We start from the raw sequence: 19,839 nt of genomic DNA, 5'->3' as shown, positions 1-19,839 counted from the left end.
GCCCGACGGCACGCCCTTCGAGGACAACCGCTACGTGGACCGCTACGTGGTGCGCCGCGGCCTCATCGTGCAGATGGACGTGTGGAACGACAGCGCCGAATGGCTGCTGGTGCGCGCCGGCCTGGCCACGCTCTGAACCGCGTCCGATGAGCGCCCCGCACGACCCCGCCCGCACCCGCTGGCCCGAGCGCCTGCCCGGGCACGACCGCTTCGACTACCGGCCGATCACCCGCCGCCACGACTACGCCTGGCCCAATGGCGCGCGGCTGGCGGTGTACCTGGGCTTCAACATCGAGCACTTCGCCTTCGGCGACGGCCTGGGTGCCTGCATCGGCCCGGCCTCGCCGCATCCGGACGTGCTCAACCATGGCTGGCGCGAGTACGGCAACCGCGTCGGTGCCTGGCGCTGCCTGCAGCTCTTCGACCAGCTGGGGCTGCCCACCGGCACGCTGGTCAACACCGCGCTGTACGACCACTGCCCCGAACTCGTGCAGGCCTTCGCCGCCCGCGGCGACGAGCTGATCGGCCACGGCCACAGCAATGCCGAGCGCCAGGGCCAGCTGTCGGAGGAGGAAGAACGCGCCCTGCTGCAGCGCTGCCGCGACCGCATCGAACGCGAGAGCGGCCAGGCACCCGCCGGCTGGCTGTCGCCCTGGATCTCCGAGAGCCGCCTCACGCCCGACCTGCTGGCCGAGACCGGCTACACGTACACGCTCAACTGGTGCCACGACGACCAGCCGATGCGCATGCGCACCCGCGGCGGCGGGCGCCTGTGGGCCGTGCCCTATCCGCAGGAGCTCAACGACATTCCGATGATCGTGGCGCGGCAGATGGACTCGCGCGCCTTCTGCGACATGGTGGTGGACAACTTCGAGGAGATGCTCACCCAGTCGCAGGCCCAGCCATTGGTGATGGGCCTGGCGCTGCATCCCTACATCGTGGGCCAGCCCTACCGGCTGCGGCACCTGCGCGAGGTGCTGGGTCACCTGGCCCGCGCGCGCGACGAGGGCCGCGTGTGGTTCACGACGCCCGGCGCCATCGCGCGGCACATGGAGGCCGTGGCGGCCGATGCGCCGGCGGGGGCCTTCGACTGAAGACCGCGCGGCGCACTCAGGCGGTCAGACGACCGAGGCCGCGCCCGCCTCGGTCGGCCGGCTGGCCCGCGGATCGTCCGGCGCGGCCGTGACGATGCTGGTCAGCGCCGGTTCGGCGTGCCGCAGCTTCGCGATGTCCGGCCGCGGCCGCGCCAGCACGGGCGAGGCGGCGAAGGCCTGCTCCATCGCCAGCGAGGCCGACAGCAGCGGCAGGTCGCCGCGGAAGGCGCCGGTCACCTGCAGGCCGAAGGGCATGCCGCGCTCGTCGGTGCCGCAAGGCAGGCTGATGGACGGATGCGTGGTCAGCGTGACCACGTAGGTCAGCGCCAGCCAGCGGTAGTAGTTCTCCTGCGCGCGGCCGTCCACCTCGGCGGCATACGGCAGCGTCCACGGGAAGGGCGAGACCGGCGTGGTGGGCGACAGCACCAGGTCGTAGCCCGCGAACACCTGCTGGAAGCGGCCGATGATGCGCGTCTGCTCGGTCTGCGCCCAGGCGGCGTCGAGCAGGCTCATGCGCGTGCCCATCTCGTAGTTGGCGCGCGGGTTGGGGCCCAGGCTTTCGGGGTCGCGCTCGTAGGCCTCGCGCATGCCGGCCACGAAGGCCTCGGCGCGCAGCACGTCGAAGCAGCGGTGCACCTCGCCCAGGTCGAAGCGCACCTCGTCGCAGGCGGCGAACAGCGGGCGCATGGCGGCCATCTTCTCGCGGAAGGCGCGGCGCACCACGGGGTCGACGTCGCAGCAGCCGAAGTCCTCGGTGTACGCCACGCGCAGGCGCGACAGGTCGGCGGTGCGCGGCGCGAGGAAGGCCATGGCATCGAGCGGATGGCTGAGCGGATCGCCGGCATGCGGTCCGGCCGTGGCGGCCAGTTGCAGGCAGGCATCGGCCACGCTGCGGCCCATGGGCCCGACCACCGAGATCGGCGAGAAGCCCAGCGGCTTGCGCACGCTGGGCACCACGCCGGGCGAGGGCCGCAGGCCCACCACACCGCACTTGGCGGCGGGGATGCGCAGCGAGCCGCCGGTGTCCGAGCCGGTGCACACCGGCAGCATGTCCAGCGCCAGCGCCGCGGCCGAACCGCCGGAGGAACCGCCGGCATTGAGGTTGGGATCGAAGGGATTGCCCGTGGCGCCCCACACCGGGTTGCGGCTGTTGGCGCCGGCGCCCAGCTCGGGCACGTTGGTCTTGCCGGCCACGATGGCGCCCGCAGCGCGCAGGCGGCGCACCAGCTCGATGTCCTGCGCCGGCACGTGGTTGCGCAGGCTGGGCGTGCCCGAGGTGGACAGCAGGCCGGCCGTGGGCTCCAGGTCCTTCACGCCCAGCGGCAGGCCGTGCAGCAGGCCGAGCGGCTCGCCGCGCATCACCGCCTGCTCGGCGGCGCGGGCCTCGCCGCGTGCGCGCTCGAAGCAGGTGGCCGTGACGGCGTTGACGAAGGGATTGACCTGCTCGATGCGCGCGATGCAGGCCTCCAGCAGTTCGACGGGCGAGAGCTGGCGGGCGCCGATCAGGCGGCGCTGTTCGACGGCGGAGAGTTCGACGAGCTGGGCCATCAGTCCGCCCGGATGTTGGCGCGCTGGGCCACCGCGCGCATCAGCGGCAGTTCGTTCTCGATCTGCTTGGCCGATGCGGCTTGGCCCGCGAAGGCCGGCTCGGCGCCCTGCGCCGCGAGGGCGGCCTTGGCGTCGGGCGCTGCCACGATCTGCGCGACGGCCTTTTCCAGCCGCTCGCGCACCGGCGCCGGCGTGCCCTTGGGCGCGACCAGCATGATCCAGGTGTCGACGTCCACGTCCGGATAGCCCGCCTCGGCGAAGGTCGGCACAGTCGGCAGCTGCGACGAGCGCCGCGCCGTGGTCACGGCGATGGCCTTGACCTTGCCGCCCTTGAGCTGCGGAATGGCCGCGGTGACGGTGTCCACCGAGAAGGGCACCTGGCCGCCGATCAGGTCGGTCATGGCCGGCGCGCTGCCCTTGTAGGGCACGTGCAGCAGCTTGGCGCCGACGGCGCCCAGGATGATCTCGCCCGCGAAGTGCGAGGTGGTGCCGGCGCCGAAGGAGGCGTACGAATACTTGTCGGGCGCCGCCTTCACGGCCGCCACGAATTCCTTCACCGTGTTGACCGGCACGTCCTTGTTGGCCAGCAGCACCAGCGGAATGCGCGCCACGATGGCGATGGGGTCGAAGCTCTTGATGGGGTCGTAGGGCAGATTGCTGCGGATGGCGGGGTTGGCCGTGAAGGTCGACGGCGACCCCAGCAGCAGCGTGTAGCCGTCCGCCGGCGACTTGGCGACGTAGCCGGCGGCGATGGCCGTGCCGGCGCCGGGCCGGTTGTCCACCACCACCGGCTGGCCGAGCGCGGTCGACAGGCGCTGGCCCATCAGCCGGCCGATGACGTCGGCGCTGCCGCCCGGCGGGAAGGGAATCACCAGCGTTACCGGTCGACTGGGATAGTCCGTCTGCGCGGCGGCGGGCTGCATGCCGGCGCCGGCGGCGGCGAAGGCGAGCAGGCCGCAGACGGCGGCGCGGCGGGACACCCGGGCGGGGCGGGAAGCGGAGACGGACGCGAAAGAGGTCATGGCGCAGGCCTTTCCGAAAGGGATGGGCCCATGCTAGAAACACGCCTCCCGTGCAGCAAGCACAATGCTCTTAACGCTTCATTGCCGATTCGGCAATGCGCAGGCGATGCGCCCGATGGCCTCTCCCACCCCGTCTTCTGCCCCCGCGCCCAAGTCCGCGCGGCGCGATCCCAACCAGCGCGTGCTGCAGGAAGTGGCGCTGCGCTACTTCCTGGAGGTGGCGCGCGCCGGCTCGGTCACCGAGGCCGCCGCCCGGCTGGAGGTGGCGCCCTCGGCCGTCAGCCGGCAGATCGGCCGGCTGGAGCGCGAGCTGGACACCCTGCTCTTCGAGCGCCGCGCCCGCGGCATGACGCTCAATTCCGCCGGCGAGCTGCTGGCCGCCCACGCCCGCCGCGCCTGGCTGGACATCGAGCGCGTGACCGACGACATCCTGGCCCTGCGCGGCCTGCGCCAGGGCGAGGTGCGCCTCGTCGCCACCGAGGGCTTCGCCTACGAATTCCTGCCCGCCGTGGTGGCCGACTTCCAGGCCCGCTGCCCCGGCATCCGCTTCCAGCTGGACATGGCGGTGCAGCGCGAGGTGGCGCGCCGCGTGCGCGAGGGGTTGGTGGACCTGGGCGTGACGGTGAGCCTCAGCTCGGAAAGCGGCCTGCAGGTGGCGTTTCGCCATCCGTCGCCGGTGATGGCGGTGGTGGCGCCCGACCATCCGCTGGCCGATCGGCGGCAGCTGTCGCTGGCCCAGCTGCTGGCCTGGCCGCTGGCGCTGCCGGCCGGCACCTCGACGCTGCGGCAGTTGCTGGACATCAGCAGCAGCCGCCAGGGCCTGGTCCTGCAGTCGGTGATCACCAGCGACCACCTCTATCCACTCATCCAGTACGTGACCCACACCCAGGCCGTCACCTTCTGCGGCGAGCTGGCGCTGCGCCAGCAGCTGCGCAACCGCACCGTGGTGGCCATCCCCCTGCGCGACCGCGAGATGAACGAACGCCATTTCGAGGTGCAGGCCATGGCCGGCCGCCACCTGCCGGACGCGGCGCGCGCCTTCCTCGAGCACCTGCGCACAACACTGAGATGAAACCACCCCGTTTGGACTTCCTCACTGCGTGTGGAAGTCCCATCCCCCTCAAGGGGCGCACCCTGCGGCCGGGCCAAGCCCGTTCCGCGGGTGCACTGGCATGGCCTGCGCCGCGGCCCTTCGATCAGAAAAGCGGCGCCGGTTTCATGCCCTGCGGGTGGCGCGACAGTGCTATGGATAACTGACATGATGCCCGGCCGCCGCTGCCTTGCGTCTGCGGCAATGCGGTCTTGCGGGGCGCACATTGGCCGGCAACGCAGCCGGCTGAATAATCGCCTCCGGCGCTGCACGGCGCCCTGCCTCTTTCCGTTCTCCACCTCCGGCGCCCGGCGCCGGTGCCGCCTCATGACCCAGACCGCCGCCCTTCCCTTTTCCAAGGTCCGCACCGTCGGCCCGCTCGTCTTCCTTTCCGGCGACATGGGCATCGCCGCCGACGGCAGCGTGCCGGCCGGCATCGAGGCGCAGACCCGCCTGTGCCTGGAACGCATCGCCGCCACGCTGGCCGGCGAAGGCCTCGGGCTGGCCGACGTGGTGAGCGTCACCGTCCACCTGGTCGATGCGGCCGACTTCGCCGCCTTCAACCGCGTCTACGCCGCCGCCTTCGCCGAGCCCCGGCCGGTGCGCACCACCGTGCGCGCCGACCTGATGCTGCCCGGCGCCCTGGTGGAGCTGACCGTCGTCGCGCAGAAGAAGAAGCAGGCCTGAGCATGGGCCGCGAGATCCTCGTCCTGGGCGCCGGCATGGTCGGCACCTGCACCGCGCTGCACCTGGCGCAGCGCGGCCACGCGGTGACGCTGGTCGACCGCAGCGCGCCGGGGCGGGAGACCTCGTACGGCAACGCCGGCTTCATCCAGCGCGAGGCGGTCATGCCCTATGCCTTCCCGCGCAGCCTGGGCAAGCTGGCGCGCGTGGCCCTCAAGCAGGGCGCCGACGTCAACTGGCACCTGGACGCCCTGCCCACAGTGGCCGGCCGGCTGGCGCGCTACTGGCGCAATTCCGCCCCCGACCGCTACCCGGCCATCGCCGCCGCCCATGCGCAGCTGATCGCCCATTCGACGAGCGAGCATGCGCCGCTGATCGAGGCCACCGGCGCCGGCGACCTGGTGCGCCGCGACGGCTACCTGCTGCTCGCGCGCAGCGACGCCACCCTGGACGCCGCGGCCCGCGATGCCGAGGCCCTGGCCCGCAGCCATGGCCTGCGCGCCGCCGTGCTCGACGGCGACGCCCTGGCCGCCGCCGAACCGGCGCTGCGGCAGCGCCTGCCCGGCGCCGTGCACTGGCAGGACCCGTGGACCGTGAGCGACCCCGGCGAACTGGTGGCCCGCTATGCCGCGCATGCGCAGCGCCTGGGCGTGCGGCTGCTGCAGGGCGACGCGGCGACGCTGCGGCAGACCGGCAGCGGCTGGTCGGTGCAGACCGCCGAAGGCCCGGTGGAAGCGGCACAGGCCGTGGTGGCCCTGGGCCCCTGGGCCGACCGGCTGCTGCAGCCGCTGGGCTACCGTCTGCCGCTGTTCGTCAAGCGCGGTTACCACCGGCACTACGCCACCGGACAGACGCCGCGGCGCCCGCTCTTCGATGCCGACCGCGGCCTGGTCATCGCGCCCATGCGCCTCGGCCTGCGGCTGACCACCGGCGCCGAATTCGCCCGCCAGGACGCCGCGCCCACGCCGCGCCAGCTGGGCCTGGCGGAGCGCCATGCGCGCGAGCTGCTGACGCTGGCCGAGCCGGTGGAAGCCCAGCCCTGGCTGGGCGCGCGGCCCTGCACCGCCGACATGCTGCCGGTGATCGGTGCCGCACCGCACCACCCCGGCCTGTGGTTCAACTTCGGCCATGCGCACCAGGGCTTCACCCTGGGCCCCGCCACCGGCCGCCTGCTGGCCGAGCTGATCGATGGCGGGCCGACGATGGTGGACCCGGCGCCCTACTCGGCGCAGCGCTTCGGCACCTGAAAGCCAGGAACCGCCCCATGCCCCGCCCACTTCTTGCGGACGCCGTCGCCAGTATTTCCGAACTGAAGGCCGACCCCATCAAGGTCGTGGCCAGCGGCGCGGGCATGCCGGTGGCGGTGATCGACCACGGCAAGCCCATCTTCTACTGTGTTCCAGCCGCTACCTACGAAGCGATGATGGATCTGCTGGACGACGCGGAACTGCTCGTGCTGGTGAAGACACGGCAGCACGAGGCGTCGGTGCGGATGTCGCTGAAGAACCTGTGAATCGGCCGGGCTGCTGTTGCTGCGGCGGCGCTCAGGCCGGCGCACCGCCGGACGGACGCCGCACGTAGAAGCGACTGTCCACCGCCATCACCGGAAAGGCCGCGGGCAGGTCCGCCCGGTCGATCTGGCTGAAGCCGTTCTTCTCGTAGAAGCGGTGCGCGGCGAGGAACTGTGCGGTGGTGCCGAGGAAGATCTCGCGCAGCCCGCGGGCCGCCGACTCGGCCACCAAATGATCGAGCAGACGCTGCGCCACGCCGTGGTCGCGCCCCCGGAAATCCCGCGCCACGAACATCTTCCGCAGCGCCGCCTGCCCCTGGCCGATGTCCAGCAGCGCGATGCTGCCGACGACCCGCTCGCCCGCGCAGGCGAGCCAGAAGTCGCCCGCACCGCGGCGGTAGAAGCCATCGATGTCGGCCAGGTCGGGCTGGCCTTCGCGCGTGACCGCAATGCCGAATTCCTGCTGCTGGATGGGCAGGATCAGCGCCACGATGGCGTCGCCGTCGGCCGGCCGCGCGGGCCGGATGTGCACGGCCGTCGCCATCAGCCGCGCATCAGCGCTTCGATCTCATCGCCGTCCACCGGCACGCCGCGGGTGATCAGCTCACAGCCTTCGGCCGTGACGATGGCGTCGTCCTCGATGCGGATGCCGATGTCGTGGAAGGGCGCCGGCACGTCGTCGGCGGCGCGCACGTACAGGCCCGGTTCGATGGTCAGCACCATGCCGGGCTGCAGGATGCGGCTGGGGCGGTTCTTGATGACCTCGCCCGAGAGCGGGTCGCGCCGCTCGCTGATCTCGCCGACCTGCGTGGGCTCGACGTAGCTGCCGCAGTCGTGCACGTCCATGCCCAGCCAGTGGCCGGTGCGGTGCATGTAGTAGCGGAAGTAGGCACGCTGCTCGATCACGTCGTCCACGTGGCCCACCTTGTCGGCGTCGAGCAGGCCCAGGTCCAGCAGGCCCTGCGACAGCACGCGCACCGTGGCCTCGTGCGGGTCGTTGAAGCGGTTGCCGGCCTTGGTGGCGGCCACGGCGGCATGCTGGCTGGCGAGCACCAGGTCGTAGAGCGCGCGCTGCGGCCCGCTGAACCGGCCGTCGGCCGGGAAGGTGCGGGTGATGTCGCTGGCGTAGCCGTCGAGCTCGCAGCCGGCGTCGATCAGCACCAACTCCCCGGCGCGCACCGGCGCCACGTCGGCGCGGTAGTGCAGCACGCAGGCATTGGCGCCGGCCGCCACGATGGAGCCGTAGGCCGGGAACTGCGAGCCGCCCAGGCGGAATTCATGCAGCAGCTCGGCATCGAGGTGGTATTCGCGCACGTCCCGGCCCTCGCGCAGCATGCGGGCGCTCAGTTGCATGGCACGGATGTGGGCGCGGGCGCTGATCTCGCTGGCGCGGCGCATGACGTCCTGCTCGTAGGCGTCCTTGACCAGGCGCATCTCGTCCAGCGGGCCGCACAGGTCGCGCTGCTGCTCGGGGCACAGGGCACCGAAGCGCACGCGGGCACGCACCTTCTGCAGCCAGCCGTCCACGCGGCCTTCCAGGCCCGGATGGGTGGCGAAGGGATACCAGACCGTGGCGCGGTTCTCCAGCAGGCGCGGCAGGCGGCTGTCGAGTTCGGCCACCGAAACCGCGTCGTCCACGCCCAGGCTCCCGGGCGCGGCCTCGGGGCCGAGGCGATAGCCGTCCCAGATCTCGCGCTCCAGGTCCTTGGGCTGGCAGAACAGCGTGCTGCGGCCGCTGCCGTCGAGCACCAGCCAGGCATTGGGCTCGGTGAAGCCGGTCAGGTAATAGAAGTAGCTGTCGTGCCGGTAGGGAAAGTCGGTGTCGCGGTTGCGGCCTCGCTCCGGCGCGGTGGGGATGAGGGCGATGCCGTCGGCACCCAGTTGGGCGGCCAGGCGGGCCCGGCGCTCGGCATACATCTCGGCATTCATGGAAGGACTGGCGTTCATGGCGGCGTGTTGAGTTGGGCGAGGCGCTCGGGGGTGCCGACGTCGGTCCAGCGGCCGGTGTGCAGCTGGGCACTGACGCGGCCATTGTCCATGGCACGCCGCAGCAGCGGCGCCAGTGCGGCCTTCACGCCGGCCGGGTTGCCGAAGGGGATGTCGCAGTACGGCGGCGCGAAAAGCTCGCGGCGGTAGAGGCCGATGGTGGAGAAGGTGAAGCGCGGCGCCGGGTCGCCCGCCGGCAGGTTCAGCGCGCTGCCATCGGGGCCGATGCCGAAGTCGCCGCGCAGGTTGTGCGCCGGGTTGGGCACCAGCCAAAGGTGGGCCAGCCGGCCGCTGTCGGCGAAGGCCTGCACCAGCGGCTGCGTGAAGCGGAAGTCGGGCGCGAAGACGTCGCCCGCCAGGCACCAGAAGACGTCGGCATCGAGCAGCGGCAGGGCGCGGGCGATGCCGCCGGCGGTCTCCAGCGCGCCGCCGAAGTCGAGGCCTTCGTGCGAATAGGCGATGCGCGAGCCCAGGCCGTCGGCCCACTGCGGCGCGAGGCCGAAGCGCCCGGCGATCTGCTCGCCCAGCCAGTCGGTGTTGACCACCAGCCGGCCGAAGCCGCCGCGGGCCAGGGCCTCCATGGGCCACTGCATGAGCGGCTTGCCCTGCACGGTGAGCAGCGGCTTGGGGCACTGGTCGGTCAGCGGCCGCATGCGTTCGCCGCGGCCGGCCGCGAGCACCATGGCGGGCGTCGTCATGCGGGCGGGGCGGCGATGCTGCCGCGCTGCAGGGTGTGGGGCGTGACGCGGCCGGGCACGAACAGCGTGACCAGCGCCGCATGCAGCGCGCGGGCGGCGGCGGAATGGTCGGCGCTGAAGTTGCACACGTACACGTCCAGCGCCACGCTGCCCTGCTCCGGCCAGGTGTGCAGGCACAGGTGCGATTCGGCCAGCAGCACGGCGCAGGTCACGCCGCCGGGCCCCGCGGGGGTGGCGGCAAAGGGGTGGGCGAGCTGGCCCACCGGCGTGAGGCCCGCGGCGGCCACGGCGCGGGTGACGGCGGCGAGCAGCAGCGGGGCGTCCGTCATCCAGCGCGGATCGCACTGGCAGTCGTGGAGGTCGGCGGTGAGGTGCAGGCCGTGCATGGGCGCACTCTAGCAGCCGGCCGCCGTGCCATGGCCCCTCGCTAAAATCGCGGGCTCCCCTCACCCCCACCTCCCCCGAAAGCCTTTACTCATGGCCAACCAAGCCCTGATGGCCAACGCGATCCGCGCGTTGGCGATGGACGCCGTTCAGCAAGCCAACTCCGGGCACCCCGGCGCCCCGATGGGCATGGCCGACATGGCGGCGGCCCTGTGGGGCGAGCACCTCAAGCACAACCCGGCCAACCCGCACTGGGCCGACCGCGACCGCTTCGTGCTCTCCAACGGCCATGCCTCGATGCTGATCTATGCCCTGCTGCACCTGACGGGCTACGACCTTCCCATCGAGGAACTCAAGAACTTCCGCCAGCTGCACAGCCGCACCGCCGGCCACCCCGAAGTGGGCATCACCCCCGGCGTGGAAACCACCACAGGCCCGCTGGGCCAGGGCATCACCAATGCCGTGGGCTTCGCGCTGGCCGAGAAGCTGCTGGCCGCCGAGTTCAACCGCGACGGCCATGCCATCGTGGACCACCACACCTACGTCTTCCTGGGCGACGGCTGCCTGATGGAAGGCATCAGCCACGAGGCCGTGGCCCTGGCCGGCGCCTGGAAGCTCGGCAAGCTGATCGCCCTGTACGACGACAACGGCATCAGCATCGACGGCAAGGTCGCGCCCTGGTTCATCGACGACACGCCCAAGCGCTTCGAGGCCTGCGGCTGGAACGTCATCGGCCCGGTGGACGGCCACGACGCCGCCGCCGTCTCCGCCGCCATCGCCCAGGCCAAGGCCGGCGAAGGCAGCAAGCCGACGCTGGTGGTCTGCAAGACGCAGATCGGCAAGGGCAGCCCCAACCGCGGCGGCACCGCCAAGGCCCACGGCGAGCCGCTGGGCGCCGACGAGATCGGCCTGACCCGCTCGGCCCTGGCCTGGGAACACGCCCCCTTCGAGCTGCCCGAGGCCGTCTACCAGGACTGGGACGCCAAGGCCAAGGGCGCGGCCGCCGAGACCGCCTGGAACGAGAAGTTCGCCGCCTACGCTCAGGCCTTCCCCGACCTGGCCGCTGCCTTCGAGCGCCGCATGAAGGGCGAACTGCCCGCCGCCTTCGACCAGGTGGTGGTCGACGCCGTGCTGGCCGCCCACACCAAGGCCGAGACCGTGGCCAGCCGCAAGGCCAGCCAGCTGGCGCTGGAAACGCTGACGGCCCAGCTGCCCGAGCTGCTCGGCGGCAGCGCCGACCTCACGGGTTCCAACCTGACCAAGACCGCCGCCACGCCCGACCTGCGCTTCGCCGCCGACGGCACCGTGGTGCGCACCGAGGACGGCCGCATCGGCCGCCACATCAACTACGGCGTGCGCGAGTTCGGCATGGCCGCCATCATGAACGGCGTGGCGCTGCACGGTGGCTTCATTCCCTACGGCGGCACCTTCCTCACCTTCAGCGACTACAGCCGCAACGCCATCCGCATGGCGGCGCTGATGAAGCAGCGCGTGATCCACGTCTTCACGCACGACTCCATCGGCCTGGGCGAGGACGGCCCGACGCACCAGTCGATCGAGCATGCGGCCAGCCTGCGGCTGATCCCGAACCTGGACGTCTGGCGCCCCGGCGACACCACCGAGACCACGGTCGCCTGGGCCTGCGCCCTGCGCAACCGCACGCAGCCCACCGCGCTGCTGCTGTCGCGCCAGAACCTGAACTACGCGCCCAAGGACGAGCTGGCCGACATCAGCCGCGGCGCCTACGTGCTGGCCGAGCCCACGCGCGTGGGCCTGAAGAAGAAGGCCAAGGCCGTGATCATCGCCACCGGCTCCGAGGTGCAGTTGGCCATGGCCGCGCAGGAGATGCTGGCCGCGAAGAAGATCCCGGTGCGCGTGGTCTCCATGCCCAGCACCACCACCTTCGACCGCCAGGACGTCAAGTACAAGAAGTCCGTGCTGCCCAAGGGCCTGCCGCGCATCGCGGTGGAGATGGGCAGCACCGGCGGCTGGTGGAAGTACGGCGTCGATGCCGTGGTGGGCATCGACAGCTACGGCGAGTCGGCCCCGGCCGGCGTGCTGTTCAAGCACTTCGGCTTCACGCCCGAGAACGTGGCCGCCACCGTGCAGGCCGTGCTCAAGGGCTGACAGGCCGAAGAAAGCCCGCCCGCCGATGAGCCTCACCGCCTTTCCCGAACTGAAGACGGAGCGGCTCATCCTTCGCGAACTGGCGCATGCCGATGCGCCGGCCATGGCCGCGATGCATGCCGACCACGAAGCCATGCGCCACTGGGGCGCCGCCCCGCTGGACACCGAGGTGGCGGCCCACGACTTCATCGCCCGCTGCCGCGTCGGCTGGCAGTGGAGCCCGCCGGTGATGCGCTGGGGCATCGCGCGCCAGGGCGGTGGCCCGCTGCTGGGCAGCTGCGGCCTGTTCAACCGCGACATGCGCTGGCACCGCTGCACCCTGGGCTACGAGCTGGCCCGCGGCGCCTGGCACCAGGGCTACATGCGCGAGGCCCTGGTGGCCGTGCTCGGCTGGGCCTTCCGGACGCAGAGCATCCACCGCATCGATGCGCTGATCCACCCCGACAATGCCGCTTCCTTGCGCCTGGCCCAGTACCTGGGCTTTCGGATCGAGGGAAGATTGCGGGAGGCGGCCTTCTGGGGCGACCGCTTCCACGACATGGAGCTGCTGGGCCTGCTGGCCTCGGAGCTGCGCGCTTTTCCAAACTGAAACTCTAGAAAGAGCATCGACATGACCATCAAATTGGGTATCAACGGCTTCGGCCGCATCGGCCGCAATGTGCTGCGCGCCGCGGTGCAGAACTTCCCCGACATCGAGATCGTCGGCATCAACGACCTGCTGGAGCCGGACTACCTGGCCTACATGCTGCAGTACGACTCGGTGCACGGCCGCTTCAAGGGCGACATCGCCGTCGACGGCAACACGCTGCTGGTCAACGGCAAGAAGATCCGCCTGACGCAGGAGCGCGACCCCGCCGCCCTGAAGTGGGACGAGGTCGGCGCCACCGTCGTGCTCGAGTCCACCGGCCTGTTCCTGACCAAGGAAACCGCCGGCAAGCACCTGGCCGCCGGCGCCAAGAAGGTCATCATGTCGGCCCCGTCGAAGGACGACACGCCGATGTTCGTGTTCGGCGTCAACAGCGCCAGCTACGCCGGCGAGGACATCGTCTCCAACGCCTCCTGCACCACCAACTGCCTGGCCCCGCTGGCCAAGGTGCTGCACGACAAGTGGGGCATCAAGCGCGGCCTGATGACCACCGTGCACGCCGCCACCGCCACGCAGAAGACCGTGGACGGCCCGTCCAACAAGGACTGGCGCGGCGGCCGCGGCATCCTGGAGAACATCATCCCCAGCTCCACCGGCGCCGCCAAGGCCGTGGGCGTGGTGCTGCCCGAACTCAAGGGCAAGCTCACCGGCATGAGCTTCCGCGTGCCCACCTCCGACGTGTCGGTGGTCGACCTGACCGTCGAGCTGGCCAAGGAAGCCAGCTACAAGGAGATCTGCGCCGAGATGAAGGCCCAGAGCGAAGGCGCGCTCAAGGGCGTGCTGGGCTACACCGAGGACAAGGTGGTGGCCACCGACTTCCGCGGCGATGCCCGCACCTCGATCTTCGACGCCGAAGCCGGCATCGCGCTGGACGGCACCTTCGTCAAGCTGGTGAGCTGGTACGACAACGAGTGGGGCTACTCGAACAAGTGCCTGGAGCTGACGCGCGTCGTCGCCAAGTAAGCCGCGGACATCGCCCGGCGAAGCGCGCCCCTGCGGCGCGCTTTTTTTTCTTTGGGCGCAGCCGGTGGCGCGGCCTCAGAGAGACACCCTCTCAGCCGCGCGCCAGCAGCCAGGTGCGCAGCGCCGCCTTGTCCATGGGCATGGCGATGTGGAAGCCCTGGCCCTCCTGGCAGCCCATGGCCTGCAGCGCCTGCCAGGCCTGCGCGTCCTCGATGCCCTCGGCCAGCACCTGCAGGCCCAGCCGGCGGCCGAGCTGGGCCACCATCTCGGCGATGCGGCCGCCGCGCGGCTCGCCCAGCTGGCGCACGAAGGTGCGGTCGATCTTGATGCGGTCCAGCGGCAGCCGCTCCAGGTAGCTGAGCGAGGAATAGCCGGTGCCGAAGTCGTCGATGGCGATGGAGATGCCCTGCGCGCGCAGGGCCTGCAGCGTGGACTCCAGCAGCTCGGTGGGCAGCACGGCCACCGACTCGGTGATCTCCAGCTCCAGGTGCCGCCCCTCGATGCCGGCCTGCGCCAGCGCGCGCTGCACGACGCCGGTGAAGGCCGGGTCCTGCAGCTGCGCCATCGACACGTTGACCGCCATGCGCTGCGGCGCGAGGCCCTCGTCCAGCAGCTCGCGCATGGTGCGGCAGGCCGTCGCCAGCACCCAGGCGCCCATGGCCACGATGAGGCCGGAATGCTCGGCCACCGGAATGAACTGGCTGGGCGGAATGAAGCGGCCGTCGTCGGTGCGCCAGCGCAGCAGGGCCTCCAGCCCGATGAGGGCGCGGGACGCCAGGTCCAGCTGCGGCTGGTAGACCAGGAAGAGCTGCTGGCGCTCCAGCGCGGCGCGCAGGTCCGACAGCAGCACGGCGCGGGAACGCGCCTCGGCGCCCATGTGGGCCAGGTACTGCAGGTGCTGGCCGCGGTGGTCGCGCTTGGCCCGCTTGAGGGCGATGGTGGCGTCCTTGAGCAGTTCGGCACCGGTGGGGGTGTCGCCCGCGCCGGGCAGGCGCACCCAGCCGCAGGTGAGCGTCACCTTGTGCGGCACCGACTCCACCGCCAGCGGATGGCGCACGCTGTCCAGCAGCGCCTGCGGCCGCACCTGCTCGGCCGGGCCGAGCACGCCGAAGGTGTCGGAGCCCACGCGCGCCAGCAGCACGTCGCGCGGCAACGCGTCGGCCAGGCGGCGCGCCACCACCTCCAGCAGCCGGTCGCCGAAGCGGTGGCCCATGACGTCGTTGGCGGCGCTGAAGTCGTCGACGTCGACCAGCGCCAGGATGTGGTCGCGCGCGCCCTGGTGCACGCAGGCGTCCACCTTCTCGATGAAGCGCACGCGGTTGGGCAGCGGCACCAGCGGGTCCTGGTAGGCCCGGTCGTGCAGCCGCTCGAGCAGCACGCGGTGGTGCAGCAGCAGGCCGAGGTTGGCGCAGAACAGGCCCAGCAGGCCGGCGTCCGGCGGCTGGGCGGGCGGCGGCGGCCCGTCGATCCAGACGGCGATGCCGGCATTGCCGGGGCTGCCGACGTACAGGGCCAGGCGCCCCTGCGCATCGGGCGGGCTGCTGCTGCGCCGGGCAAGGGCCTGGCGCAGCCGCTCGCGCAGCGGGCCGGCGACGGTGCCGGGCCCCGCGCATTCCTGCCGCTCGGCATAGGGGCCGGTGGCGGCCAGCAGTCGCAGGCCGCCGGCGTCGTCCGCCGCCGGGGCGCAGACCACGCCGTGGCCGGCCACGCCCATGAGCAGGCCCAGCTGTTCCAGCACATGGCGGGCGAAGCCGTGCAGATCGGAGCCCTTGAGCGCCATCCGCACGGCGGCATGGACGTCGGGCTCGAGCCCGGGCATGGGTTCCGGCGGCACGACGGCGTGCACGCGGGCGTGGCCGGCCCCGGCCTCGGCGGATGCCGCGGCCGGCAGGACCGACGGCGCCGTCATGCGCTGGACGCCGGGGAGGGCTCGGCGGCCGGCAGCCCGGCTCGGGCCACCTGGTTGCGGCCGCCGCGCTTGGCGGCGTACAGCGCTTCGTCGGCAGCGCAGTAGGCCAGGTCGAAGCTGCCGCCGCGGGCCAGCCAGCTGACACCGAAGCTGGCGGTGATGCGGCTGCCGTCGGGCAGGCCGAAGGCGCGGCCCTCGATGGCGCGGCGCACCAGCTGCGCCGTCTGGGCGGCGCGCTCCAGCGGCCAGCCGGGCAGCACGATGGTGAATTCCTCGCCGCCCACGCGGCCGACCTGCGCGCCGGCCGGCACCAGGTGCTTGAGGCAGTCGACCACGCCCAGGATCACCTGGTCCCCGGTCGGATGGCCGAAGCTGTCGTTGACGCGCTTGAAATGGTCGATGTCCAGCACGACCAGCGACAGGTCGTGGCTGACGAAATGGCGGTTGGCCATGTCGATGATGGCGGCGCGGTTGAGCACGCCGGTGAGCGGATCGTGCGTGGCGCGGTATTCCAGCTCGGCGGCCAGGTCCTGCAGGCGCTGGTTGAGCCGGTTCATCTCCAGCTCGGAGCGGTCGCTGCGGCGCACCAGGCGGCGGGTTTCGCGCAGCAGGCGGTCGAAGGCGCCCATCAGCTCGCCCAGCGCCTGATGGCAGTCGGCGGCAGGCTGCTGCGGGCCGGCGTCGAAGACGGCGCGCGCCGCCGCCAGCGCACTGCGCTCGGCATCGAAGAGGTCCGGCGCGGTGGCGGTGGCGGTGACGTCGTGCATGGCGGGGCTTTCGCGAAGAGGCTCAGCGCGGCGCGACCGGCTGGCAGTCGAAGGCGATGGCCGGGAAGTCGTCGGCCAGCTCCTGGCCGAATTCGAGGATGGTGTCGTCCTCCTCGTCGTAGTACCAGGCCAGCTGGACGGTGCTGCCCGCCTCGGCCGCCTCGTGCAGCGCCTCGATCAGGTTGAACAGCATCTTGGTGCTGGAGCTGTTGAAGTAGGCCAGCGCGATGTGCACGTCGATGCGCCGCTCGCCGGGCTCGGCCAGGTACTCGCGCAGGCGCGCCAGCACCTCGCCGTAGAAGGCCGCCGCGTTCTCGGGGTAGGACTCGCCGCGCAGGCTCAGCGAATGGCTGTCGAAGCGGAAGTCCACTTCGGGCGAGCTGGGGGTGGGGGCGATGTAGAGGTTGTCCATGCGGGTGTCGTCGGAAGGCCGCGTGCGTCACACCGTCAGATGCACGCCTTGAGGTAGAACACCGTGGCGCCGGCGGCGTCGGCGGTGTCGAAGTCGAATTCCAGCGGCCCGCTGGCGTCGCGGGCCACGGTCAGCAGGCCGATGCCGGCGCCCTTGCTGCCGGCAGGCGTCTCGTCGCGCAGCGTCTGTCGGTAGGCCTGCTTGATCTCGTCCATGGTCATGCTGCGCAACTGCTCGAGCTTGCCGCGCAGGTCGCCGGCCACCTCGGGCTCGACGCGGTTGGCGCACAGCAGCAGGAAGCGGCCATCGTCCTCGCGGCGGATGCAGACCGAGCCGTGGCGCAGTTCGCGCTCGTCCTGGTGGGGCGGCGTGAGGGCGTCGGCGGAGTAATGGATGATGTTCTGCGCCATCTCCACGAAGGACGAGAACAGCTTGCGGCGCGTGGGCCCGGCCACGCCGGCCACCTCCAGCTGCAGCTTCACGGCCTCGGCCATGGCCGCGACGATGTGCTGCGAGAAATAGCCCACGTAGTAGAAGATGACCTGGTGCTGGCGCGCCAGAGTGAAGAAGGTTCCGTACTTCTCGGCGATCAGGTCGGCGGTCATGGGCGGGGGCTCACGAAGGTCGGTCGCACCGTGTCAGGCACGGAAGCAGAAGAAGGTCAGGTCGTCGCGGCGGTGGTGCTCGCCCTGCCACGCGCGCAGGGTGTCGGCAACGGCCCGGTTGACGTCGGCGGGGGCCGCATCCTCGGGCTGCGCGAGCAGCAGTTCGCGCACGCGGCGCTTGCCCAGGGCGATGGCCCGCGGGCCGCCGATCTGGTCGATCAGCCCGTCGGTGGTGACGAAGACCAGGCTGCCGGCCGCGAGTTGCACGCGGCGGTCGGGCCATTCCTGGTCGAGCGGGCTGTCGACGTAGCCGACGCCGCGGCGGTGGCCTTCGACCAGCTCGACCTCGGCCGCGCCGGGCCGGCGCACGAAGAGCGACAGCCGGGCACCGGCGAACACCAGGTCGCAGCGGGCGGGGTCGAACCAGAAGCAGGCGGCATCGAGGCCGTCGTCGGAGCCGGGCGTCTCGTCGGCGCCGTCCATCTGGCCGAGCACCTGCTTGATGCCGCGGTTGACGCCGGCCAGCAGCCGGCCGGGCTCGCGCGGGCCGTGGCGCTCGATGGCCTGGCCCAGGCTGGTGGAGGCGATCAGCGTCATGAAGGCGCCGGGCACGCCGTGGCCGGTGCAGTCGGCCAGGGCACCGAACCAGCCGTCGGCCTCGCTGCGGAAATGGAAGAAGTCGCCGCCGACCACGTCGCGCGGCTCCCACACGAGGTCGGCCGCCGGGCAGGCGCGCGCCAGCGCATCGCGCGAGGGCCGCAGCATGGCCTGCTGGATCACGCTGGCGTATTCGATGCTGAGCATGATCTGGCGGTTGCGCGCGGCCTGCATGTCCGCCACCACGCGCATCAGCTGCAGACCGCTGCCCACGCCGGCGAAGGCGCCATCCTTGGTCACGATGAAGCCGTCGGCCAGGGCCTTCTCGCCGAACTCGACGGCGCGGAAGGTGAGCGCGTCGATGTCCAGCGCGCCGTCCACCATCAGCGGCTCCTTGTCCATGAAGGCGATGCAGCTCTTGCGGCCGTACAGCTCCATGCGGTAGGGCTTGCTCATCTGCGACAGGAAGATGTTGCGGTTGATGAGCCCGATGGGCCGGCCGTCCTCGACCACCGGCAGGCTGGTGAGGTCGCGGTGGCGGGAGAAGACCTCCATGGCCTTCTCGTTGGTTTCGTCGGCCGTCATGCAGGGCACGGGCAGGCAGAGGTCGGCGGCGCTCGGCGGGCGGAAGCGGGGCCGGAAGTCGCTGAGGTAGGGGCTGGCGGCGGCCATGGAACGGCGCGAGGCGAGAGTCTTTGTAAACAAATGTTATTGCGGCATTGTGACTGAATCGTGACACCCGGGGCCGCCGCACCGGACGGCCGCGCACGTCAGGCGCAGCCTGCGATGCGCCGCGCCACCTCGACCGTACCGCGGTCGTGCAGCCAGGGGCCGATCACCTGCACGCCAAGCGGCAGGCCGTCCGCGCCCTGCATGACGGGCGCCACCGTCGCCGGCAGGCTGGCCAGCGAGGCCAGGCTCGCCCAGGCGCCCTGCGCGTCGTAGGGCGTGTCCTGGCCGTCGATGCGCAGCACGCGCTTCGTCCAGTCCGGCTCGTCGTCGTGCGGGAAGGCGGCGCAGCCGAAGGCCGGGCAGAGCACCGCATCGAAGCGCGCCATCAGCGCGAAGCACTGCGCGCGCAGCCGGCCGCGCTCGGCGCCCATGTGGATCCACTGGTGCGCGCTCACGTCGCAGCTGGCGCCGGGCTCGAAGGCGCCCAGCACCGTCATCACCCACTGCCGGTAGGCCTGGTGCAGGGCCGCCAGGTCGGGCAGGCTGCCAGGCGGCAGCTCGGGCGCGCGCACGATCCGCGCGCCCTGCGCCTGCAGCCGGCGGGCGGCTTCGTCCACGGCGCCACGCACCTCGGCGGCGGCCGCGGCGAGCGGATGGCCGTCGAGCACCAGCACCTGCCAGCATGCCGGATCGGCCGCGCGCGGCGGCGGCAGGTCCAGCCGCCAGGCCTGGGCCATGGGCATGTCGGGGCCGGCCAGCACGTCCAGCGCCAGCAGCAGGTCGTCGGCGTTGCGCGCCAGCGGGCCGATCACGGTGGGCAGGTCCGGCGGCGGGCCCACCGTGTCGGGCGTGCCCGGAAAGGCCTGGCCGCGCAGGGGCAGGATGCCGGCGCTGGGCTTGTGGGCCCACACGCCGCAGAAATGGGCCGGCACGCGCAGCGAGCCCATCAGGTCCGAGCCCAGCTCCAGCGCCACCAGGCCCGCCGCCAGCGCCGCCGCGCCGCCACCGGAGGAGCCGCCCGGCGTACACGACGGATCGTGCGGATGGGCGGTGCGGCCGTGGATCGGGTTGGCCGTCTGCCAGTCGGCCAGGGCCGCCGGCACGTTGGTCTTGCCCAGGATCACC

Annotated in this window: 20 protein-coding genes and 1 pseudogene; 9 read left to right on the top strand and 12 right to left on the bottom strand. The window is 72.0% G+C overall.

What is annotated here, in order from left to right:
- Positions 1-136: pseudogene (locus NS331_RS27275) on the top strand (nuclear transport factor 2 family protein); the annotation flags it as partial.
- Between the two features lie 10 nt (positions 137-146).
- Positions 147-1,094: a polysaccharide deacetylase family protein gene (locus tag NS331_RS23330; protein ID WP_058644317.1), complete on the top strand. Its 948-nt coding sequence runs from the start codon at positions 147-149 to the stop codon at positions 1,092-1,094.
- Positions 1,095-1,118: 24 nt separating this feature from the next.
- Here NS331_RS23330 and NS331_RS23325 read toward each other — a convergent pair whose 3' ends face one another.
- Both NS331_RS23325 and NS331_RS23320 read right to left on the bottom strand, forming a co-directional pair.
- On the bottom strand, positions 1,119-2,642 hold the full coding sequence (locus tag NS331_RS23325) for an amidase (protein ID WP_058644316.1): 1,524 nt from the start codon (positions 2,640-2,642) through the stop codon (positions 1,119-1,121).
- Complete coding sequence (locus NS331_RS23320; RefSeq protein WP_082702720.1) at positions 2,642-3,664, bottom strand: Bug family tripartite tricarboxylate transporter substrate binding protein; 1,023 nt, start codon at positions 3,662-3,664, stop codon at positions 2,642-2,644. Before NS331_RS23320 ends, NS331_RS23325 begins: the two co-directional genes overlap by 1 nt.
- Before the next feature lie 115 nt (positions 3,665-3,779).
- On the opposite strand from NS331_RS23320, the gene NS331_RS23315 reads away from it, so the two are divergent.
- The 4 genes from NS331_RS23315 to NS331_RS23300 all read left to right on the top strand — a co-directional run bounded on the left by NS331_RS23315 (position 3,780) and on the right by NS331_RS23300 (position 6,951).
- Positions 3,780-4,736, top strand: a complete 957-nt coding sequence (locus NS331_RS23315) for a LysR family transcriptional regulator (RefSeq protein WP_058644319.1) — start codon at positions 3,780-3,782, stop codon at positions 4,734-4,736.
- 345 nt (positions 4,737-5,081) lie between these two features.
- Positions 5,082-5,441, top strand: coding sequence for a RidA family protein (locus NS331_RS23310; RefSeq protein WP_058644315.1), 360 nt, complete (start codon positions 5,082-5,084; stop codon positions 5,439-5,441).
- Positions 5,442-5,443: 2 nt separating this feature from the next.
- A complete protein-coding gene (locus NS331_RS23305; RefSeq protein ID WP_058644314.1) occupies positions 5,444-6,685 on the top strand; it encodes an NAD(P)/FAD-dependent oxidoreductase in 1,242 nt (413 codons plus the stop codon).
- 17 nt (positions 6,686-6,702) lie between these two features.
- On the top strand, positions 6,703-6,951 hold the full coding sequence (locus tag NS331_RS23300; RefSeq protein ID WP_058644313.1) for a type II toxin-antitoxin system Phd/YefM family antitoxin: 249 nt from the start codon (positions 6,703-6,705) through the stop codon (positions 6,949-6,951).
- Positions 6,952-6,982: 31 nt separating this feature from the next.
- Here the strand turns inward: NS331_RS23300 and NS331_RS23295 are convergent, their stop codons facing one another.
- Genes NS331_RS23295 through speD form a run of 4 tightly spaced genes read right to left on the bottom strand, consistent with a single transcriptional unit; the run spans position 6,983 to position 10,018 of the window.
- Positions 6,983-7,492: a GNAT family N-acetyltransferase gene (locus tag NS331_RS23295; RefSeq protein WP_058644312.1), complete on the bottom strand. Its 510-nt coding sequence runs from the start codon at positions 7,490-7,492 to the stop codon at positions 6,983-6,985.
- Complete coding sequence (locus NS331_RS23290; RefSeq protein WP_242873867.1) at positions 7,492-8,895, bottom strand: aminopeptidase P N-terminal domain-containing protein; 1,404 nt, start codon at positions 8,893-8,895, stop codon at positions 7,492-7,494. The genes NS331_RS23295 and NS331_RS23290 overlap by 1 nt, the downstream gene beginning before the upstream one ends.
- Positions 8,892-9,617: a nucleotidyltransferase family protein gene (locus NS331_RS23285; RefSeq protein ID WP_058644310.1), complete on the bottom strand. Its 726-nt coding sequence runs from the start codon at positions 9,615-9,617 to the stop codon at positions 8,892-8,894. The genes NS331_RS23290 and NS331_RS23285 overlap by 4 nt, the downstream gene beginning before the upstream one ends.
- Before the next feature lie 11 nt (positions 9,618-9,628).
- Positions 9,629-10,018 (bottom strand): adenosylmethionine decarboxylase, encoded by a 390-nt coding sequence (speD, locus tag NS331_RS23280; RefSeq protein WP_058644309.1) that lies wholly within the window; start codon positions 10,016-10,018, stop codon positions 9,629-9,631.
- A 91-nt stretch (positions 10,019-10,109) separates the two neighbouring features.
- Between speD and tkt the strand changes: the two genes are divergently transcribed.
- Genes tkt through gap form a run of 3 tightly spaced genes read left to right on the top strand, consistent with a single transcriptional unit; the run spans position 10,110 to position 13,752 of the window.
- Positions 10,110-12,143 carry a transketolase gene (gene tkt, locus NS331_RS23275; protein ID WP_058644308.1) on the top strand — a complete coding sequence of 678 codons (2,034 nt, stop codon included), beginning with the start codon at positions 10,110-10,112 and terminating at the stop codon, positions 12,141-12,143.
- A gap of 25 nt (positions 12,144-12,168) precedes the next feature.
- Positions 12,169-12,732 carry a GNAT family N-acetyltransferase gene (locus NS331_RS23270; RefSeq protein WP_082702719.1) on the top strand — a complete coding sequence of 188 codons (564 nt, stop codon included), beginning with the start codon at positions 12,169-12,171 and terminating at the stop codon, positions 12,730-12,732.
- A 21-nt stretch (positions 12,733-12,753) separates the two neighbouring features.
- Positions 12,754-13,752, top strand: coding sequence for a type I glyceraldehyde-3-phosphate dehydrogenase (gene gap / locus NS331_RS23265; RefSeq protein ID WP_058644307.1), 999 nt, complete (start codon positions 12,754-12,756; stop codon positions 13,750-13,752).
- A gap of 91 nt (positions 13,753-13,843) precedes the next feature.
- Here gap and NS331_RS23260 read toward each other — a convergent pair whose 3' ends face one another.
- The 6 genes from NS331_RS23260 to NS331_RS23235 form a co-directional block, all read right to left on the bottom strand.
- A complete protein-coding gene (locus NS331_RS23260) occupies positions 13,844-15,661 on the bottom strand; it encodes a putative bifunctional diguanylate cyclase/phosphodiesterase (RefSeq protein WP_058644306.1) in 1,818 nt (605 codons plus the stop codon).
- A complete protein-coding gene (locus tag NS331_RS23255) occupies positions 15,658-16,428 on the bottom strand; it encodes a GGDEF domain-containing protein (protein WP_058644305.1) in 771 nt (256 codons plus the stop codon). The genes NS331_RS23260 and NS331_RS23255 overlap by 4 nt, the downstream gene beginning before the upstream one ends.
- 22 nt (positions 16,429-16,450) lie before the next feature.
- A complete protein-coding gene (locus NS331_RS23250) occupies positions 16,451-16,840 on the bottom strand; it encodes a DUF1987 domain-containing protein (RefSeq protein ID WP_058644304.1) in 390 nt (129 codons plus the stop codon).
- Positions 16,841-16,875: 35 nt separating this feature from the next.
- Positions 16,876-17,445 carry a SiaB family protein kinase gene (locus NS331_RS23245; protein WP_058644303.1) on the bottom strand — a complete coding sequence of 190 codons (570 nt, stop codon included), beginning with the start codon at positions 17,443-17,445 and terminating at the stop codon, positions 16,876-16,878.
- 33 nt (positions 17,446-17,478) lie between these two features.
- Positions 17,479-18,714, bottom strand: coding sequence for a SpoIIE family protein phosphatase (locus NS331_RS23240; protein ID WP_058644302.1), 1,236 nt, complete (start codon positions 18,712-18,714; stop codon positions 17,479-17,481).
- Between the two features lie 98 nt (positions 18,715-18,812).
- A partial coding sequence (locus tag NS331_RS23235; RefSeq protein WP_058644301.1) for an amidase family protein occupies positions 18,813-19,839 on the bottom strand: 1,027 nt, incomplete at its 5' end.

Origin of the sequence: Pseudacidovorax intermedius (assembly GCF_001476815.1) — a bacterium.
Classification (GTDB): Bacteria; Pseudomonadota; Gammaproteobacteria; order Burkholderiales; family Burkholderiaceae_C; genus Xenophilus; species Xenophilus intermedius_A.
The sequence above is the reverse complement of the archived record's forward strand: the minus strand, read 5'-3'. Positions and strand labels throughout refer to the sequence as shown.